This window comes from Paenibacillus sp. FSL k6-2145, from assembly GCF_037976585.1.
GTDB lineage: Bacteria > Bacillota > Bacilli > Paenibacillales > Paenibacillaceae > Paenibacillus.
In genome coordinates, this window is the sequence record NZ_CP150267.1 from 5543366 (window position 1) to 5561638 (window position 18273).

At 43.0% G+C, this 18273-nt stretch carries 16 protein-coding genes; 11 read left to right on the forward strand and 5 right to left on the reverse strand.

The genetic code is table 11. From position 1 onward, the window contains the following. Positions 1-103: 103 nt before the first annotated feature. The 3 genes from NZ043_RS24550 to NZ043_RS24560 all read left to right on the forward strand — a co-directional run bounded on the left by NZ043_RS24550 (position 104) and on the right by NZ043_RS24560 (position 2742). Positions 104-850 (forward strand): acetoacetate decarboxylase, encoded by a 747-nt coding sequence (locus NZ043_RS24550; RefSeq protein ID WP_339312852.1) that lies wholly within the window; start codon positions 104-106, stop codon positions 848-850. 14 nt (positions 851-864) lie between these two features. Next, positions 865-1899 carry a ketopantoate reductase family protein gene (locus tag NZ043_RS24555; protein WP_133384817.1) on the forward strand — a complete coding sequence of 345 codons (1035 nt, stop codon included), beginning with the start codon at positions 865-867 and terminating at the stop codon, positions 1897-1899. A 192-nt stretch (positions 1900-2091) separates the two neighbouring features. Beyond that, a complete protein-coding gene (locus NZ043_RS24560; protein WP_339309468.1) occupies positions 2092-2742 on the forward strand; it encodes a hypothetical protein in 651 nt (216 codons plus the stop codon). Between the two features lie 42 nt (positions 2743-2784). On the opposite strand, the gene NZ043_RS24565 is transcribed toward NZ043_RS24560, so the two are convergent. Both NZ043_RS24565 and NZ043_RS24570 read right to left on the reverse strand, forming a co-directional pair. Then, on the reverse strand, positions 2785-4503 hold the full coding sequence (locus tag NZ043_RS24565; protein WP_339309469.1) for an AraC family transcriptional regulator: 1719 nt from the start codon (positions 4501-4503) through the stop codon (positions 2785-2787). A 174-nt stretch (positions 4504-4677) separates the two neighbouring features. After that, positions 4678-5631: an ABC transporter substrate-binding protein gene (locus tag NZ043_RS24570; protein WP_339309470.1), complete on the reverse strand. Its 954-nt coding sequence runs from the start codon at positions 5629-5631 to the stop codon at positions 4678-4680. 500 nt (positions 5632-6131) lie between these two features. On the opposite strand from NZ043_RS24570, the gene codB reads away from it, so the two are divergent. Beyond that, on the forward strand, positions 6132-7409 hold the full coding sequence (gene codB, locus NZ043_RS24575) for a cytosine permease (protein WP_091030329.1): 1278 nt from the start codon (positions 6132-6134) through the stop codon (positions 7407-7409). Then, the gene (locus tag NZ043_RS24580) at positions 7378-8646 is read left to right on the forward strand and encodes a cytosine deaminase (RefSeq protein ID WP_091030327.1); all 1269 of its coding nucleotides are present in this window, start codon (positions 7378-7380) and stop codon (positions 8644-8646) included. The genes codB and NZ043_RS24580 overlap by 32 nt, the downstream gene beginning before the upstream one ends. A gap of 141 nt (positions 8647-8787) precedes the next feature. Here the strand turns inward: NZ043_RS24580 and NZ043_RS24585 are convergent, their stop codons facing one another. Further along, complete coding sequence (locus NZ043_RS24585; RefSeq protein ID WP_091030324.1) at positions 8788-9912, reverse strand: GerAB/ArcD/ProY family transporter; 1125 nt, start codon at positions 9910-9912, stop codon at positions 8788-8790. Between the two features lie 130 nt (positions 9913-10042). On the opposite strand from NZ043_RS24585, the gene NZ043_RS24590 reads away from it, so the two are divergent. Then, positions 10043-11005 carry a WYL domain-containing protein gene (locus NZ043_RS24590; protein ID WP_249910650.1) on the forward strand — a complete coding sequence of 321 codons (963 nt, stop codon included), beginning with the start codon at positions 10043-10045 and terminating at the stop codon, positions 11003-11005. 85 nt (positions 11006-11090) lie between these two features. Continuing rightward, the gene (locus tag NZ043_RS24595) at positions 11091-11618 is read left to right on the forward strand and encodes a VOC family protein (RefSeq protein WP_249910649.1); all 528 of its coding nucleotides are present in this window, start codon (positions 11091-11093) and stop codon (positions 11616-11618) included. Here NZ043_RS24595 and NZ043_RS24600 read toward each other — a convergent pair. Beyond that, positions 11615-12466 carry a helix-turn-helix domain-containing protein gene (locus tag NZ043_RS24600; protein ID WP_339309471.1) on the reverse strand — a complete coding sequence of 284 codons (852 nt, stop codon included), beginning with the start codon at positions 12464-12466 and terminating at the stop codon, positions 11615-11617. The two genes, NZ043_RS24595 and NZ043_RS24600, sit on opposite strands and share 4 nt — an antisense overlap. A 129-nt stretch (positions 12467-12595) precedes the next feature. Here NZ043_RS24600 and NZ043_RS24605 point away from each other — a divergent pair, with 129 nt between their 5' ends. Continuing rightward, a complete protein-coding gene (locus NZ043_RS24605; protein WP_339309472.1) occupies positions 12596-14536 on the forward strand; it encodes a beta-L-arabinofuranosidase domain-containing protein in 1941 nt (646 codons plus the stop codon). 21 nt (positions 14537-14557) lie between these two features. Here the strand turns inward: NZ043_RS24605 and NZ043_RS24610 are convergent, their stop codons facing one another. Next, entirely contained in the window at positions 14558-14806 is a 249-nt protein-coding gene (locus NZ043_RS24610; RefSeq protein WP_339312854.1) for a winged helix-turn-helix transcriptional regulator, read from the reverse strand. Between the two features lie 74 nt (positions 14807-14880). Between NZ043_RS24610 and map the strand changes: the two genes are divergently transcribed. The 3 genes from map (at position 14881) to NZ043_RS24625 (ending at position 17959) form a co-directional block, all read left to right on the forward strand. Further along, on the forward strand, positions 14881-15621 hold the full coding sequence (gene map, locus NZ043_RS24615) for a type I methionyl aminopeptidase (RefSeq protein WP_091030310.1): 741 nt from the start codon (positions 14881-14883) through the stop codon (positions 15619-15621). Positions 15622-15791: 170 nt separating this feature from the next. Further along, entirely contained in the window at positions 15792-17030 is a 1239-nt protein-coding gene (locus NZ043_RS24620) for a DUF418 domain-containing protein (RefSeq protein ID WP_339309473.1), read from the forward strand. A 557-nt stretch (positions 17031-17587) separates the two neighbouring features. Then, the gene (locus NZ043_RS24625) at positions 17588-17959 is read left to right on the forward strand and encodes a hypothetical protein (protein WP_339309474.1); all 372 of its coding nucleotides are present in this window, start codon (positions 17588-17590) and stop codon (positions 17957-17959) included. Positions 17960-18273: the final 314 nt, after the last annotated feature.

Consider the following 18273-nt stretch of genomic DNA (forward strand, 5'->3'; position numbering starts at 1 on the left):
GTATTATATTAAATTTAAATATTGATGTAGAATTTTTTTATGAGATACAGATCAAATTTTTATATAACAAAACTTAACTAAATTTATGAGGTAGGTGTCTTTGATGAAAATCGATGTGAATAACATAACTAAAAATCTGAATACACCACTAACGGCACCGGCATACCCGATGCCACCGTACAAATTCGTGAATCGTGAATACTTGAATATTATTTACCGAACCGATGAAAAAGCGTTGCGGGCAGCCGTACCAGAACCACTGGAAATTACGGAACCTTTGGTTAAATTCGAAGTGATGTGGATGCCGGATGTTTCTGGATTGGGTGCCTATACCGAAGCTGGACAAGTTATCCCTGTGCAATTCAATGGGGAGGAAGGCGATTATGTGCATTCGATGTACGTAGACAATTTCCCCGCAATAGCCAGTGGTCGAGAGCTCACCGCCTATCCGAAAAAGCTGGGTGCACCCAAGTTGTATACCGATTCAGATACACTTGTTGGCACACTTGATTATGGAACACTGCGTGTAGCCACGGCTACGATGGGCTATAAACACGTGGAGATGGATAAGGATATCGCCAAACGTGAAATATGCCGACCTAATTTTATGATTAAGATTGCTACGGACTATACCGGGAATTTAAGAATATGTGATCTGATCCGTACTCAAATTACGGACATCGAAGTGAAAGAAGCTTGGACAGGACCTGCCCGGCTTCAATTGTTCGAACATGCATTGGCACCTCTTGCAGATCTGCCTGTGTTGGAAGTTGTGTCCGCTTCTCATATTCTTACCAACTTAACCTTAAACGCTGCACAACCTGTATACAACTACCTGGAAGAGAAATAAGGAGGAAAAATATAATGAGAATTGCAATTGTAGGAGCAGGATCTTTGGGAACCATCGTAGGCGCATACCTTGCGGATGGCGGAATGGACGTTGAGTTAATTGATGCATATCAGGAACATGTAGATGCTTTGAATCAAGCGGGTGCTAAAGTGACGGGTACCACAGAGTTTCAGGCCAAAGTAAAAGCAATTACTCCTGATCAGAAATCAGGACAATATGACCTCGTTTTACTTTTAACCAAACAACTCTACAACGATTCCATTCTTCAGGAATTACTTCCATTCTTGAAAGAAGACAGTATGGTGTGTTCTTTGCAGAACGGGATTCCGGAAGAAAAAGTCGCGTCTATTGTTGGTGAAAAACGCGTCATTGCAGGCTCCGTTGAATTTGGCGCTACGTTTATTAGACCAGGTGTATCAAGTCTTACAATCGAGTACACTCAATTTAAACAGTATGCTTTTCAGATTGGCGAATTAAATGGTGAAATCACCGAACGAATTCAACGCGTGAAATCGGTGTTGGATCTTGTGGGTGGAACACATATTTCCGATAACCTGGTTGGAACCAAATGGTCCAAATTGCTGATCAACAATGCATTCAGTGGTTTGTCTGCTGCATTAAATGGTGAATATGGGGAGATCATCGATCATGAAGCCGGCATTGTAAGTGCAGCTCACATTGCGGACGAGACGATTAAAGTTGCTCGTGCCAATGGGGTCACATTGGTTAAAATGAATGGATTCGACATCAGTTCACTCGAACTGAACAGCGAAGAAGATATCCCTGAACGGGTGAAAACATTACGTTACGGGATGGAGCCCTCCAGATTGCTCAAAGCAAGTATGCTTCAAGATCTGGAGAAGAACCGCAAAACGGAAATTGATTATATTAACGGGGTTGTTTCAAGCAGAGCAGAAGGCACCGGAATTGCGACGCCTTATAATGATTTGGTTGTAAAACTGGTCAAATCTGCTGAAGAAACTCAAACCGTTCCTGATTTTGACACGAATATAAAAGCTTTTGAAGAACTATTACGTGCACAAAAATAAATTCAATTATTTCAACTGAAAGTCGATAATACAGCGGCTTTTTTGTTGTATCAGTAAATCTAGTCAGGCTTGATTTTGCGACAGATAGAATATTCTTCGTGATTTTTGTTTCCTAAGATTATACAAAAAGGGGAATTAAATTTGATATAATATAGACTTGCTGGTTATTTTTCTATTAGAAGGAGATTCATTATGAGGTACTCTTGGTGGGAATTCGGGTTTTATTTGGTTGTATTGATGCTTGTCTTGTTTATGCAAATAAACGAATATCCTCTATTTCTGATTGTGGGGGTTGTAGTCGTTACCATTCTTATCGCATTTATTAAGCATGTTTTTTATCCTTTAGTATTTGATAAGCGTATAGATCGTTTAGAGTCCTTTTTATCCAAGCAGCAAAATACACCTGGGACATACATTATTTATGTTCTTGCAAACAGACTTGATGATGAGCTAGAACTAGTTATGGAGCAAATTATGCAGAAATATAAGCGAAGAACAACACAAGCACAGTTCAAGGCAGCTTACGGATTATATCGCAAGGATATGTTTGCCATTCGGCAAGCTGTACCTCATATCGGCTTATCGGACTACCGTACATATTACGAAACCATTCTACTCTTGGAAGACGGGAAAAGTGAAGATGCGCGTGAAAGACTTCAATCCATTAAAAAACAGTGGATGCGATCAACATTGCTCGCGGGTATTGAACTCAAAGCAGAAAACCGTGATACCGCTATTCAGCACGCGCATGAAGCACTTAACTCTTCCAGAGGTGTTAATCGTTATGTTTTATATAAGGAATACGAAAGAGTATTACCAGAGGTTGTTGGACACATATCGTAAGATAGAGAAAATGTTTTGAAAAAATAAACCGTGCTTCACGGTTTATTTTTTTTCATTTACTAGCATAGGTGTGAGTCCATCCTTAGCAAAAATAGAGGGTAGAATCGTCAATAACCTCTCACGGGTAAGGGGATCATCGTAGTTCCAGCCAGCTTCTACTATATGTACTTTACTGGGTGCCAACATGCCAACCAAACTTTGTAGCGGAGAAGGTATATTTACATTCATCTCCTCCTGAGGTACCATCACGAAGTTTCGGTCTCCACCGTATTGTGTGATTTTATTGTAATCAATTTGTATCCAAGGTCTGCCATTAATGATCAGTTGATTTACGGATTCAGTGGGTCGAAAGCCAAGTGATTCATACACGGTAGCGGCAAATCCCGTCTGTCCCATAACATATATGTTTTTACCCAGCACCAGATAGACAGTTGCTCGTTCTCCTGCAATATAATCATCCGCCAATTGTCGCCGTATCCTCCTGACACTTTCCTCATAGCGGTCGATCCACTGTTCAGCCGTTCTGCTTCGATCGAAAAGATCCGCAATATAACGAAGACGCTCAAAAGTGCTGGTTGATTCGTGATAAACGATGGTAGGTGCAATGGCATCCAGTCGAGGTAACTGCTGCTCACTATAGTTGCCTAACAGTATAAGATCAGGCTTCAGCAGGGAGACTTGTTCCGGTGCGGCTTGCAGTCCAATGTCAGAGATCTGAAGCAGTTTGTTCCGATATATGACTTGTGATTTCATTGTAGTTATACCCGCACCGACTGGACGGATACCAATAGCAAGCAACTCCCCAAGGGTATGGGTACCTGTGGCCACAATACGAATAGCCGCATCAGGGAGGGAAATCTGCCTGCCGAGGGAATCGGTTATCGTTCTTTGCCTGGTACGTCTTTGTATATTCGCGTATTCCCGTGGAGGGTGTCCTGTGAGCTGGTGAAAACGCCGACTGAAATAATACTCATCCTTAAAACCGACTTGTCTGGATATCTCACGCAAGGTATCGGTAGAACTGGACAGTAGCTTTTTAGCATGCTTGACTCTAAGCTCTGCCAGGTAATCCGTTGGTTTCTTGCCAGTCATCACCTTAAACAATTTGCTATATTGCCATCGAACCATGCCGGCCATTTCGGCCAAGAACTCTACGGTTAGATCTTCGTTGTAGTGCTGCTCCATATAGCTGAGTGTAAGCTGTACCGCTTGATCATTTTGTACTGGCGGAGGAACGATTTCAAGCTGAGCCATCAGGCCAAGTATCAGTTGCAGCCGTGCCTGAGTAACTGCTAATTTTGATCGATGCGTAGGGGGATATTTCTTCTCCTGCAACCGATTTAGCTTGTTGGATTGCAAAGGCGACGGAGAGATCCAACCCTCGCCTGCCAACGCCGATTTTATAGTAGAAAGAGATAGCCTGTAAGGAAAACCAAGAATAAGAGGAGGGCAAGACGAGAGCAGATTTGACTTATCCACTTGAAAAGAAAGAAAGGTCAACCGGGCTACATGCGCTTGCTCTTTTATCGTTTTGAGAATGTAGGATTGCTGAGTAGGGAGCAGAATACAACTGCCTTGGCTCAGATCTTGGGAGATGTTGTTTGTTAACAGCCGAATTCCATGATCCAGAGCAATAAGCAATGTATATTCATTGGCAGCCTTGCTCTTGGTTGATGGATTATGATGATTGGTTTCCTGCAGTGGTGTGAGCTGAAGCAGATCATGCTGCTGCAGTTGGATGTATAGGGAAGCCATTTGCATTCTGGAGCACTCCGATCTAGTGATAATAATTCTCAATCACTAGTTTACCACATTTTACACGTTAGAGAATGTTTCGTTACAGACCTTATTACACGCAGTAAAAGTTTACAAACTCCAAAAATCCTCCATAACCCAAAGGGGGTGGAGGATTTCGAAGTTATCATCTATGCGATATTATTGATTCATCCATTTCGGTAGTTCATCAAGCAATTGCTCCAGTGCCAGCAGGTTGTCGGTATTCCAATCGGCTGATGCTGTGTAGACATGTCCTTGCTGAACGGCCGGCAATGTTTTCCATAGTGTGCTCTGTAACAACCGATCAGATTCAGCTCGACTTTCGTCATTATCCAGCGTTAGGACAAAGAGATGATCTCCAGCATAGTCCGGCATTAGTTCTTCCGAAAGTTCGACGAATGTTAGCTCCTTGTCGATAATGTTTTGCTGAATTGCTGGTGGAATTGCAAATCCGTGCTCTTGATACAAGACTACACCCAAGGAACGATTACCCATCACATAGAGCTGTTTACCCAACTGCAAGAAGATGGTCGCTGTTTCGCCCTCTGCCACATTCAGCTTGTCCCACATCGCTTCCGCTTTTGTATCAAATCTGCTGATCCATTGCTCTGCCTCATCCTGTTTGCCAAAAATGTTGCCAAGTTCGCGTACGCGTTCCGTAAATGGTAATGCCGAGTTGAACGGAATGGTAGGCGCAATCTTCGAAAAAGCGGTGTTTCGGTCAGCATCTTGGTTATAACCATTTAAAATCAAGTCAGGCTGCAAGGCTGTTATTGCCTCCAAATCACCAGGATTTCCGACATCCTCAATACCTTCTAATCGGTCTACAATATAGCTTTCGGAAGCATGAATCAGATTGGCTCCAACGACGGGAATATCCATGGCCAGGAGATCTCCAAGTGTTGAACCAAGATAGATCACCCGTTGCGGATGAGTGGGTATTTCAATCACTTCGTCTGTTTGGGTTGTATAGCTTTTTGTCGTTTGCTCGTTGGTCTTCACAGGTTCTTGTGAAGGGGCGCTTTCCGAACGGCTGCATGCTGCAAGGACGGATAGAAGAAGAAAGCATGCTCCCCATATCAATAGGTGTTTCTTAATTGCACTGTTCATCATTGTTTCCCCCTGAGTTCTCTTTTTCTCGTTGATAACCATTATCAATTACATGTAATTATAGGTGCCATTTCCGGTGCTTACAATGAAAAAAACGCAGTGAATTTATTTGTACAAATGTCAATGCGTGCATCTATTTGTTCGTTGCATTATTTTCAATCCGCAGGTGTGCTGTCATCGGAGTATGCGTGATCAAAAACAGCTTGCTGTATAAGGAATTAATAATCGTTGGATAATAATGACATTGACAACTGCAGAGTTTTCCAAAATAATAGTATGTAATTGAATACTGGTACCTTTAATTCAGTCCAGAGAGGCTGGCAAGGGCAGCGGATTTCATAATCACGCGAGAATCAAGGGCTTATTCCGTCATGGGATGCTCTGTGTCTTCGCGCGGGTTATGATGCAAAAAGAGGCTACTTGTCAGTGTATATAACTTGACGAGTAGCCTCTTTTTTCTGCTTTTTTTGGTATCAGATACACTTTATGTTGGGGGTATTCTGATGAGCAAACAAGATCAAGAGTTTTCATGGCAAGCTGTGCCGAAATCGCAAAGAAACCACTTTTGGAAGACATTATCGGTCATGCTCGGGTTCACTTTCTTCTCTGCAAGCATGCTGGCAGGAGGCACATTGGGCGTCAGCTTGACGTTCATGGAGTTTATTGGCATCGTACTTGCAGGCAATCTGGTGCTCGGTATCTACACAGGGGCACTGGCACATATCGCTGCCAAAACGGGGCTGTCCACACATTTGCTCGCTAAATATGCGTTCGGTGCAAAAGGGTCGTATCTACCTTCGTTCCTGCTAGGCTTCACACAGGTCGGATGGTTCGGAGTAGGCGTAGCCATGTTCGCGATTCCGGTCGCCAAAGCCATGGACTGGAACGTGTACCTGTTGATTATCGTGTTCGGACTTGCCATGACAGCATCAGCCATCTTCGGTATGAAGTCACTCGTCATTCTCGGATATATCGCGGTTCCTGCGATTGCCATTCTCGGTGGTTACTCCATGTTCGAAGGTGCGGGTTCGCTGGGTGGTCTGCAAGGGTTGCTTGATTACACGCCGACTCAGTCGCTTACCGCGGCGGCGGCATTGACGATCTGTATTGGATCATTCATAAGCGGCGGAACGCTGACACCCGATTTTGCCCGGTTTTCCCGAACATCGAAACAGGCAGTTACCGCAACAGTGATTGCATTCTTCCTGGGTAACTCACTCATGTTTCTGTTCGGTGCAGTTGGTGCGATGGCCTATAACCTGGCTGATATCTCGGAGGTCATGTTCCTGCAAGGATTGATCATCCCGGCAATCATCGTTCTGGGCTTGAATATCTGGACGACCAACGATAATGCACTGTACGCTTCAGGTCTTGGTTTTGCGAACATCACCAAAATTTCGAAGAAATTTTTCGTCATCGTAAACGGCATTGTGGGTACCGTATTCGCCATGTGGATGTACAACAACTTCGTCAGTTTCCTGAACGTACTGGGCGCGGCGGTACCATCCATCGGGGCTATTATTATCGCAGATTACTTCATTGTAAAACGTAGAAACTATAAGCCATTTGCTGACATGTCATTCAAAAATGTAAACTGGGTAGCGATGGTCGCATGGGCCATCGGCGTGGCATTCGCCCAACTGGCTCCTGGCGTAACACCATTGAACGCACTGCTTGGTACAGCAGTGGCCTATATCGTCTTGATGCTGATTGTTCCAGCCAAAGAATCCAAAGAAATGGGGAAAATAAATGATTATACAGAACGCAAAATTGCGGGGTAAAGAAGGACTATGGAATATTGTTGTGAAAGACGGGAAGTTTGAGCGAATCACACAATCGCTGGAAGTGACCGACAATGAGGAAGTCCTGGATGTCAACGGATCGCTTGTCCTGCCACCGTTCATTGAGCCGCATATTCATCTCGATACAACGCTCACCGCAGGCGAGCCGGAATGGAACCTAAGCGGAACGCTGTTCGAAGGCATTCAACGCTGGTCAGAGCGTAAGGCTTTCTTGACACATGAAGATGTCAAAACACGCTCCAAAACAGCACTCAAGTGGCAGTTGGCACAAGGTATCCAGCATGTACGGACTCATGTGGACGTTACCGATCCAAGCTTGATCGCCGTTAAAGCGATGCTTGAAGTAAAAGAAGAAATGGCTCCATATATGGACATCCAGCTTGTTGCTTTTCCACAGGAAGGCATTCACTCTTATCCAAACGGGGCAGAATTGCTGGAAGAGTCACTGAAAATGGGCGTTGACGTGGTCGGGGGTATTCCACACTTCGAATTCACACGGGAATATGGCGTTGATTCAATGAAAGTTGCGTTTGATCTGGCTGAAAAATACGATCGTCTCATTGATATCCATTGCGATGAAATTGATGACGAGCAATCCCGTTTCGTTGAAGTTGTAGCCAAGGAAGCTTATGAACGTGGACTGGGTTCACGAACAACGGCAAGTCACACGACAGCAATGGGGTCATATAATGACGCTTATACGTACAAGTTGTTCCGTTTGCTGAAGATGGCAGATCTGAACTTTGTCTCCAATCCGTTGGTTAACATTCACCTGCAAGGACGCTTCGACACGTATCCGAAGAGAAGAGGGCTGACGCGTGTCAAAGAGTTGCAGGAAGCAGGTCTGAATGTGTGCTTTGGTCACGATGACATCTTCGATCCATGGTATCCGCTCGGTACAGGCAACATGCTGCAAGTACTGCACATGGGGATTCATGCTTCGCAGTTGCTTGGTTACGACCAGATCGTAAATTCAATCGACCTCATTACGAAAAACAGCGCAAGAACGTTACACATTGAGGATGTATACGGTATTGAAGAAGGTAAACCTGCTAACTTCATCGTACTTGAAGCAGAGAACGAATATGAGGCTGTTCGCAAACAAGCCGGCGTACTTTATTCCTACAGAGGCGGCCGTAAAGTTGCGGAATCGAAGCCGCGAGACACATCCATCATTTTTGAAGGCGGAACAGAAAAGGTTACTTTTAATAAATAATGTAGAAAATATACTCCCATTAAAAGTCGCTATTTTAGCGGCTTTTTTGCTTTTTTGTATTGTATACAGAATGCATTTTGCTAATGGAGAGCCAGAAGAACGAAAAGATGCTCCTGAGCACATACAATAAAAACCAAACATTCAGCTTGCCTTAAGTGCTTCACTAGAAGCCTGCTTCCCGCCTTTTTTACGAACAAAACTAATGATCAGCAGTAGCAGTGGTAACAAGCCAAATAAAAAAATGGACATATTGCCAAGAAAATCACCCAAGGCTAACGTTTCCTCCAGGTTTTTAGGCAAGTAAGCAATTACATACAAGACTGGCAACATCGCGAATTGTATGCTCGTAATATTTTTGAGACGAAACAAATCTCGGATTCCGATTGCCGCAAAATAGTGTTTAAAAGCATAGGTTGCAAAGATCTGCATCAGCCAAAACACAATGAACAGCGATTCATAACGCTCAAAAAGAAACCCCTCAATTTCAAAACTTCGAACCATGTCGAACGTCGGCCACATTCGTGTTTGAATTCCTGGCAAAGATAAGTTCCCTACAACGGTAACAATCGTGACCAAATATATGATCGTACAACTAAGTATGCTGTATATAGCAGCTTTATTGCTTGCTTTCACGTCCACCATGTAAGCTGTGATGATGAGTAAAACTTCATATCCAGAATAGGACAGACACGAAGGTTTAAGACCCTTCAACACAGGCATGAATCCATCGCCCAGGAGTGGTCTGAGGTTATTAAGTTCAAACATCTTGGTGCTTAAAAGGAAAACCAGCGCTAGCAACACAAGCGTAACGGGCAACACGATTGAGAAGACCCGGATGATGACCTTAAGACCACCCGTTAACATATAAATACCAATCCACAGACTGACCATAATAGTGACCCAAGTAGGCGTGCGCTCAAGGATGTACATACTTGTAATTTCGGCCATGACTCTAACTTCGAATGAACAAAGAACAACAAAATACACGATAATTAAAAGTCCCAATAGATAAGCAATCCACTGACCTGTGATTTCGGGTATAAATTCGAATACCGTTTTACCGGGGAATCTACGACACAAGGTTACAAGGAGGATGCTGATTGTGGTAACAATTAATCCTGATAAAATGACAGAAATCCATACATCTGGTGTTCCTACTGCTTTACTAATTGTGCGAGGGAGTGTTAGAATTCCAGCTCCGAGTATTGAATTGATAACTACAATAATAACCTCTGAGGTATTAATATTAGATGTGGATTGCTTCATTAGCCTTCGCTCCAAACCGGAGAATATATTTCTAGGTAGTATCGCCCAAGGAAGTTGTTTTATGTAAAATATGCTGTACTGATATAATGTGGAGATATCCAATAATGAACTGAAGATGAGGATGCAGGTTATGCCAAAGAACGATAATATGTTAGCCATTCTATGGATGCTGAATTCAGGCACCAAAGTAACTGCAAAACAAATGTCCGAAAAGTTAGAAATCAATATAAGAACCGTATATCGATATATTGATGCATTATGTGCCAGTGGAGTACCGATCATTTCCGATACAGGTCACAACGGCGGGTATAGCTTGCTGAATCAGCATATCAAAGCACCTCTTTTATTTGATATTGAAGAAAAAAAGGCACTCCTCCAAGCTGCTGTGTTTGCAAAAGAAGCTGGATACCCTTTGAGTGAGGCATTGGACAATGCAACATCCAAATTGAAAATGTATTCAAATCAGGATCAGGAAAAAACACTTCGTCGTCATTTAGCCGGGTTTAACGTTATCAATCGTATGGGAGACCCATCCATTCAGCCGATCTTGGCGGAATTGGAGCAAGCCGTGGCTAATGATTGGTCTGTCGAAATTGATTATCTCAGAAGCCGTGATGAACAACCCAAGAATAGAGTAATAGACCCGTATGGAATGGTTTACTGGAATAATAAATGGTATACCATTGCGTTTTGCCACTTGAGAAATGAGTTCCGCAGCTTTCGGGCAGATCGTATTCTGCAAATCAAGCTTACTCCGATCCGCTTTAAGCGTTCGCAAGCTTTTTCAGCCCGTGAATTTTTTCTGCAAAATTTGTTACCTGATGTAGGGGGAAAAGAGGGGTTAATTTCCTTGGTTATCAAAGGCCGATCAGAGGCATTGGATGACTTGGGGCTGCATTGGTTTATGGGACATTATCTGAAAGAGCGGACTTCTAATCAAGCCATCTTTTTATTTGATGAAAAATCAATTGATACATACGTCCCCTATTTTCTCCTATCCTATGGGAAATCCATTCAAGTCATCGAACCACAGCGTGTGAAGGACCGACTTGTTGCTGTTGTATCCGAGTTAATGGAATACTATCAACTTTAACAACTTCACTGACAGTAGATGTCAGTGAAGTTGTTTTATAATGATGACAATCTCGGATTACTGAGAAGGAAGGCGGAGTAGACATATGAGTGAACAGACAAAACACAAGGCAGTTTCAGGAAAATATACAAAGAAGGGTACACCTAACGGAGTTACATCGATTACCCCATTTATAACAGTGAAGGATCCTTCTGAAGCAATTCATTTCTATAAAATTGTTTTCAATGCAAGGGTGAAGGATATCACTGAGCATCCAGATGGAAATGGTGATACGTTTATTGTTCATGCCGAATTAGATTTTGGAAATGGTTTTTTACAGCTGGGAGCAGCGAACCCGGCATATCAATTGGCTTTGCCCCCAGATCAAGATCATGCATGTTATTCTTTAGGGGTTTACGTCATGAATGTGGATGAAACCATTGCAACCGCCGTATCCAGAGGGGCGAAAGTAAGAGAAGAGATTGTTAACTTTGCGTCTGGTGATCGATTCGGAAGTATACTAGACCCTTTTGGTGTACGCTGGTCTATTCTGACCCGGATTGAAGATTTATCGGAAGAAGAAAGTAGTCGGCGAGTCGCTGAGTGGGCCAAAAGCGTCTCCATGAACAGCTAGTTCAGATATTTCTTGCGAAACTGGAGGGGAGATATTCCAACACTTCGCTTGAAGCAGGTAGAAAAGTAAGGGGAATATTGAAAACCCACTTCAGCGGCTATACGATCTATCGACCATTCCGTCGAAACCATAAGCTGCTTGGCCCGCTCAATCCTAAATTGTAATAAGTAATGAACCGGTGTGACACCGTATTTCATTTTCATACAGCGAACGATGTAGCTAGGGTGGAAGTGTAGCGCTGATGAGAGTGTTTCATTGGTGATCTCTTCTTGGTAGTGTTGCTGGATGAAAACAGCTACGTTCTCGGCAAGCCGTGAAGCAGGTGTTTTGGCCATATCTGAGATGCCATTTTCAAGTATAGCCAAAAAGCGGAATAACAGTTGCTGCTTCTCCCAGAAGGAATCACCTACCGGCAGTTCCAACAGCTTCTGCATTAGATCGAATACGAGTTGGGGACTTAGCACCGTAGTTTTCTTAGGAATCCGTATTGATTTTGGCTTATCGAATGGCGATAACGGAATTACCGCTTCCCATTCTTCGATTAAGGGACTCTGATGCCAGTTCCCATGCTCAAAATGAACCCAGTAAAATGTTGTATCCTGTTCGCAGGGCCTAAACGAGTAATGCTCACCTTCAGGTAGTAATACCAGTGCATCACCTGTACCAAGTGTCCATTCCGTCCCATTCTCACCGATATGTAGTTCCCCATCAACCACGAGCAATACATCAAACAGACCGAAATTTCTTCGATTAGGATGACGGTCGCCTACACGGAACGTTGAACGACCAGATTCCCAGTAATATGGAAGAGGTGGGGTTTGTAAGGCAATAATTAATTCTTCATTCAATGAATCAACCTCATTTTTTAGTGTCATTTTGTATAGAAAAATGCTCATTCCATTCCTATTCTCACTTTAAGAAAAAGCATATACTCGACTTTGAAAAGAGTCAAATTTTATACTTTTGAGGTGTGTATAATGGGACAGAACCAGATCCAAATTCAAGACCAATTTTGGAATACATATTCCGATCTTGTACGAGAAACGGTTATTCCCTATCAATGGGAAGCTCTGAACGATAGGGTAGAAGATGCAGAGCCGAGTCATGCCATTCGAAATTTCCGTATTGCTGCAGGCTTGGAGCAAGGAGAGTTTGGCGGATGGGTATTTCAGGACAGTGATCTTTACAAGTGGTTAGAGGCCGTTGCTTATTCGCTCCGTCATCATCCAGATCAGAGGTTAGAGAAGATCGCTGATGAATCCATCGAATTGATCCGCCAAGCCCAACATGACGGTGGTTATCTGAATACCTACTTCACGATCCAAGAACCTGGGAAACAATGGACCAATCTTTATGAAGCTCATGAGCTGTATTGTGCGGGTCATTTAATTGAAGCGGCAGTTGCGTATTACCAGGCTACGGGGAAGCGTAAGTTACTAGACATTTCATGCCGATTCGCTGATCTGATTGATCGTATGTTCGGAACCAAGCCGGGACAGATAAGGGCTTACTGCGGTCATCAGGAAATTGAATTGGCTCTGATTAAGCTATACGGTGTTACGGGAGAAGAACGTTATTTGAATCTAAGCCAATACTTCATAGATGAACGGGGTAAGCAGCCCAACTATTTTATCGAGGAATGGGAACGCGGAAGCCGAACAAATATCTGGTCCCAGGGAGCACCTAATCTTGAGGTCTATCAATCTCATCTTCCTGTTCGTGAGCAAAAGGTAGCTGTTGGACACTCCGTTCGGGCAGTTTACATGTACACGGCGATGGCTGATCTTGCGCGACTAACAGGTGACGAGGGACTGAAGGCGGCGTGTGAACGACTTTGGTCGAACACAACAGGCAAACAAATGTATATTACCGGAGGCATTGGTTCTACACACCTCGGGGAAGCCTTTACGTTTGACTACGATCTTCCGAATGATTCCGTTTATGCGGAGACCTGTGCTTCAATTGGTTTGATTTTCTGGGCACGACGCATGCTTCAATTGGAAGTTAAAAGTGAATATGCGGATGTGTTGGAGAGAGCGCTATACAACAACGTGCTGGGTAGCATGTCTATGGATGGGAAACACTTCTTTTATGTCAATCCACTTGAAGTTTGGCCAGAAGCAAGTCTCAAAAATCCAGATAAACATCACGTAAAGCCCGTCCGACAAAAATGGTTTGGTTGCTCCTGTTGTCCTCCAAATGTTGCACGGTTGCTAGGTTCGTTAGACGATTATATTTACGACGTGTCTGAGGATGGCAGAACGATCTATACCCATTTGTATATTGGAAGTAAAGCCTCGTTCGAGCTTGCCGACACCACAATAACATTGCATCAACGCTCCGAGCTGCCTTGGAACGGCCACGTTGAATTCTCGGTTCAGCTCCCCAAAGATAGCGAATGTGCCGAGTTCGAGCTTGCACTGCGTATACCGGATTGGTTCCAGAACGGACAGCCCACCTTGAAAGTGAATGGTGAACAGCAAGATATTCATGTTGAGAACGGTTACGCGAAAATAAATCGCAGCTGGTCAGATGGAAATACAGTGGAGTGGCTGCTTCCGATCGAGTCGAAGTTAGTTGCTGCGCACCCTTTAATTCGGGCAGATGCAGGCAAGGTGGCGATTCAACGCGGCCCGCTCGTTTATTGCGTAGAAGAAGCAGACAACGGGGCACCGCTCACTTCGCTCGCGTTGGCTTCGGAGCCACAATTAACCGCGTATGCTGATCCAGATTTGCTAGGTGGTTGTATCGTGGTAGAAGGGGATGGTTTCGTGACTGACGACAGCTCTTCATGGTCAGATGAGAAGCCGTACCGTTCTTATATTAATCAAAAAAAGGAAGTACGTTTCAAGGCCATTCCCTATTATCTGTGGGGTAATCGGCTGGCTGGTGAAATGAGCGTGTGGCTACGCTATTAAAGAGGAAGTAAGGATGTACTTTTACAATTCCACAAAAGGCACCATCAAGAAAACGAGCGCACCCTGAACATGGATGCGCTCGTTTTCTACTGTCCGTAATCCTATACGTCTGTACGGTCGAAGTATCCTAATTGAGCTTCTTATATCCATTCCCCATGTTTCCATCACACTAATGATGGGCCTCAGCGTATTACCTAAATCGCTCAAGCTGTATTCGACTCTGGCCGGTACCTCCGCATAAAAAAGTTGCGAAGCTTTGCAGCTTTGGATATGATTATCTAAAGTTCAATCAAAAAAATACTTATGTAATCAATTAATGATAAAAGATAGTGAGGTAAGAAAAAATGATCGCAAGAACAGAAGAAGATTTTAATGGCTTGAAGGAAATTGGCAAAATTGTTGCTTCTATTAGAGATGAATTGGTTCAAAGAACTATCCCAGGCATAACCACTAAAGAGCTTGATGATTTGGCAGGAGAGCTTTTTGAGAAAGCTGGCGCAGTTTCTGCTCCAAAAAGTGAATATAATTTCCCTGGATTTACTTGTATTAGTGTTAATGAAGAAGTGGCACATGGTATTCCGGGAGAGCGGGTTATTCAAGAAGGGGACATCGTCAATATTGATGTGTCTGGCTCCAAAAACAGTTATTTTGCAGATACGGGACTCTCGTTTGTCGTAGGCGAAGGTGAAGAAGTATTAACGAAAATATGCGACGTTGTTAAACTGGCATTTGAAGCAGGTCTTAAAAAAGCAAAACCAGGCTCCAAAAAAAGCGGAATCGGAAAAGCCGTATTCCAAACTGCCAGACAGCATGAATTAACGGTTATTAAAAACCTTACAGGACATGGTGTTGGACGTGGAATACATGAAGCACCTGACCACATCTACAATTATAATGATCCATCGGATGATGAATTGTTAAAAGAAGGTATGGTTATTGCATTCGAGCCGTTTATCTCAACTTCAGAAGAAGAAGTAGAACAAACAGGTGATGGCTGGACCTTTGTTACTAAAAACAGCTATGTAGCTCAAATAGAACATACTATTATTCTTACTAAAAATGGTCCGATTATTGTCACTCTTTAAGGTGTTCAAACTGAAAGTCGCTAAATTTAGCGACTTTTTTTGTTTTTGTTTTATTGGTACGTCAAAGTAAATCAAAATATAAACGTTCGCTTATTAATTTATGTTGAAATTATGGAAGGATTTAACGTATATTTAGATCTGATCTTTATGTTATAGACAGAGGTGATTGATTGAGCACATCAAAAAAGCGCGTTCAAGTCATTGATGGACTGCGTGGATTCAGTCTGGCCGGCATTGTGCTGGCGAATATGCTGGCTTTCCAATATGGAATGTATGGCCAAAGTAAACCCCAACTGTTCGGGATTGGCGGAGCAGATCAGGCTTTCCTCTCATTCCTGCTGATCACTGTAGTGGGCAGTTTTATGCCGATTTTTGCATTTATGTTTGGCTTTGGAATGGTTAAGCTCTCAGAAAGCCTAAAATCACGAGATTTACGACCAAAGTGTCATCTGGCACGCCGTTTTCTACTACTGTTTGGAATCGGTTTACTGCACATCATCTATCTGTGGGAAGGGGATATCCTGACATTTTATGGTGTACTCGGTTTCTTCTTGCTCATGTTCCTTAATCGGAAGCCCAAAACGCTGCTCATTTGGTCGGTACTGCTACTCATGGGAGCGGGCATACTTGGCCTCCCGGCATCTAATCCGATGAACCCGCTGGCGATTGAGTCCATTCATATGGAGAACTACATCATTCAAAGTCAGGATGTATACGGTAGCGGCACATACGCGGAAATCAGGAATTTCAGTAATAACGGCGATCCATTCGGCGGGGATTTGGAGGTGTCATTTGCCCTATTGATCCTGCTGTTAGCCCCACTCATGACAGTACCGATGTTCTTGCTCGGCATGCACGCTGCCAGAAGCGGCACGTTTAGCGATCCCCAAACGAAGCGGACTATGTATCTTCGCCGTGCCTCGTTATTAATTCCAGTAGGTTTGATACTCAAAGCATACGGTGTATTGGCGCCACAATTGGGTGCGGAAGGTTGGCTCGGTATCGGAATCGGGGGGACGCTTGGAGGAACGTTGCTTGCACTCGGATACATTTATGCATTTGCACTGTTGTATGCGGGAAGTCGCCGTTCCAGCCTGATGTACAGATTTGAGGCGGTTGGCCGTCTCTCGTTGACGAATTACCTGATGCAGAGCGTAATCTGTACGACAATTTTCTATGGATACGGCCTGGGACTGTTTGGTCGTGCTGGTGTGTTTATCGGAGCAATTATTGCGCTTGCTGTCTATCTCATTCAATTGTGGCTCAGTCCGCTATATCTCAAGAAATTTAGCAATGGTCCTGTCGAGTATATCCTACGGATTTGGACTTATCTGTCCTGGAAAGGGCAGCCAAGAAAGAAGAAAAGATCGAACTTAGTTACGCATGAAAACGCGCCTGGTGTCCAGTAAGCATAAAGTGTTATCGTGAAACGCAAAAAGAAGCTCGTTCTACCAAAAGAGAGGGCTTCTTTATGCCGTAACGATCATCTTCCTAATCATCTTCCTAAAATTAAATCAAGACAGGAATTATACACTTAACGTTGGACTGAAGAATAAGCTATCACCCTAATGTTTCCTGTTATAATTAGTAATTATTTATAGATCCAACATATCAACCCTAATACATAAGCTAACTATTATAGTGCGGACAGTGGTAAGGTAATGCGAAATGAAAGATGAAGCATATACATTCAACTGTTTCCACTCAAGCTTGAAAGGATCATTATTGTGCTAAAAATAATTAATTTTCTTCTTTTCTTGCTGATCATTTGGGTAGTCATCTTTTATCCTTTTCGCTTAGCTTGGTTTGAAGGTTTGAAACAGATTCCTGCAGATCTTCATGGTGTTTATTTACTTTTCTTGTTCTTTGGATATCTGATCTGTTCAACTGCTATGGGACTTATGGTTGGCAAGATGTTTTTTAAACCAAAAGAACAGTGATTACGGGTAAGTATGGAGGTTGGAGAATGGACAGTGACAATTTAATCAATCAATTCTTAAAACTTTTTCCTGAATTCCACAATTGTTATATAGAACATTTGGAATTAAATCAAGAGTTTCTAGGACATGTGTTTTTTGGTGATGAAGTGGCTACTTATGTTGATGGATTACTTCGTGAAAATGATGACAAAGAGCAAATTGAGAAGTTTTTCAATTTTTTTGAATGGATGGCAACTCAAACAAGCCTTTATATTGTACAAGTGTTATCTACTACAATTTTGTATGATTTAGGTGGGCATACAGATATTTTGCAAAAAGCTCAATGTTATATGAAGTTACATACTAGAAGACTTTCTCAAGAAATAGAAGATTTGCACTCAGGGAAATATTTTGCTTAGGATACTCTGCTGGAGATGAGGTATTCAAGAGTTTGGATCGTTGGTTTTATAATATCATTCAAAGTCGCTAAAGCAGCGGCTTTTTGTTTTATCCATGTAATTTCCTATCTTAAGGGTTGAGGGGAACGAACTTATTTCAATAATGATTTATGTAATTAGATTCCTTCGTACTGGGTGAAATTCACAGAGTATTAAAAGACAAATGCCTACTGGTCCAAGAGTTTCATCGAAGGAAATGGAGGAGGAAATCATTAAGGCAGGTTTCTCAATTATTAATACGATCCACTCACCGACGCAAGTTGCTAACCAACCTG

What these genes read in the sequence shown, in the direction of transcription:
- NZ043_RS24580 (WP_091030327.1), top strand. Translation starts at nt 7,378, where the DNA reads ATGATTATACAGAACGCAAAATTGCGGGGTAAAGAAGGACTATGGAAT.
- NZ043_RS24585 (WP_091030324.1), bottom strand. Translation starts at nt 9,912, where the DNA reads ATGAAGCAATCCACATCTAATATTAATACCTCAGAGGTTATTATTGTA.
- NZ043_RS24590 (WP_249910650.1), top strand. Translation starts at nt 10,043, where the DNA reads ATGCCAAAGAACGATAATATGTTAGCCATTCTATGGATGCTGAATTCA.
- NZ043_RS24625 (WP_339309474.1), top strand. Translation starts at nt 17,588, where the DNA reads ATGGACAGTGACAATTTAATCAATCAATTCTTAAAACTTTTTCCTGAA.
- NZ043_RS24565 (WP_339309469.1), bottom strand. Translation starts at nt 4,503, where the DNA reads ATGCAAATGGCTTCCCTATACATCCAACTGCAGCAGCATGATCTGCTT.
- NZ043_RS24595 (WP_249910649.1), top strand. Translation starts at nt 11,091, where the DNA reads ATGAGTGAACAGACAAAACACAAGGCAGTTTCAGGAAAATATACAAAG.
- map (WP_091030310.1), top strand. Translation starts at nt 14,881, where the DNA reads ATGATCGCAAGAACAGAAGAAGATTTTAATGGCTTGAAGGAAATTGGC.
- NZ043_RS24570 (WP_339309470.1), bottom strand. Translation starts at nt 5,631, where the DNA reads ATGATGAACAGTGCAATTAAGAAACACCTATTGATATGGGGAGCATGC.
- NZ043_RS24555 (WP_133384817.1), top strand. Translation starts at nt 865, where the DNA reads ATGAGAATTGCAATTGTAGGAGCAGGATCTTTGGGAACCATCGTAGGC.
- NZ043_RS24560 (WP_339309468.1), top strand. Translation starts at nt 2,092, where the DNA reads ATGAGGTACTCTTGGTGGGAATTCGGGTTTTATTTGGTTGTATTGATG.
- codB (WP_091030329.1), top strand. Translation starts at nt 6,132, where the DNA reads ATGAGCAAACAAGATCAAGAGTTTTCATGGCAAGCTGTGCCGAAATCG.
- NZ043_RS24550 (WP_339312852.1), top strand. Translation starts at nt 104, where the DNA reads ATGAAAATCGATGTGAATAACATAACTAAAAATCTGAATACACCACTA.
- NZ043_RS24605 (WP_339309472.1), top strand. Translation starts at nt 12,596, where the DNA reads ATGGGACAGAACCAGATCCAAATTCAAGACCAATTTTGGAATACATAT.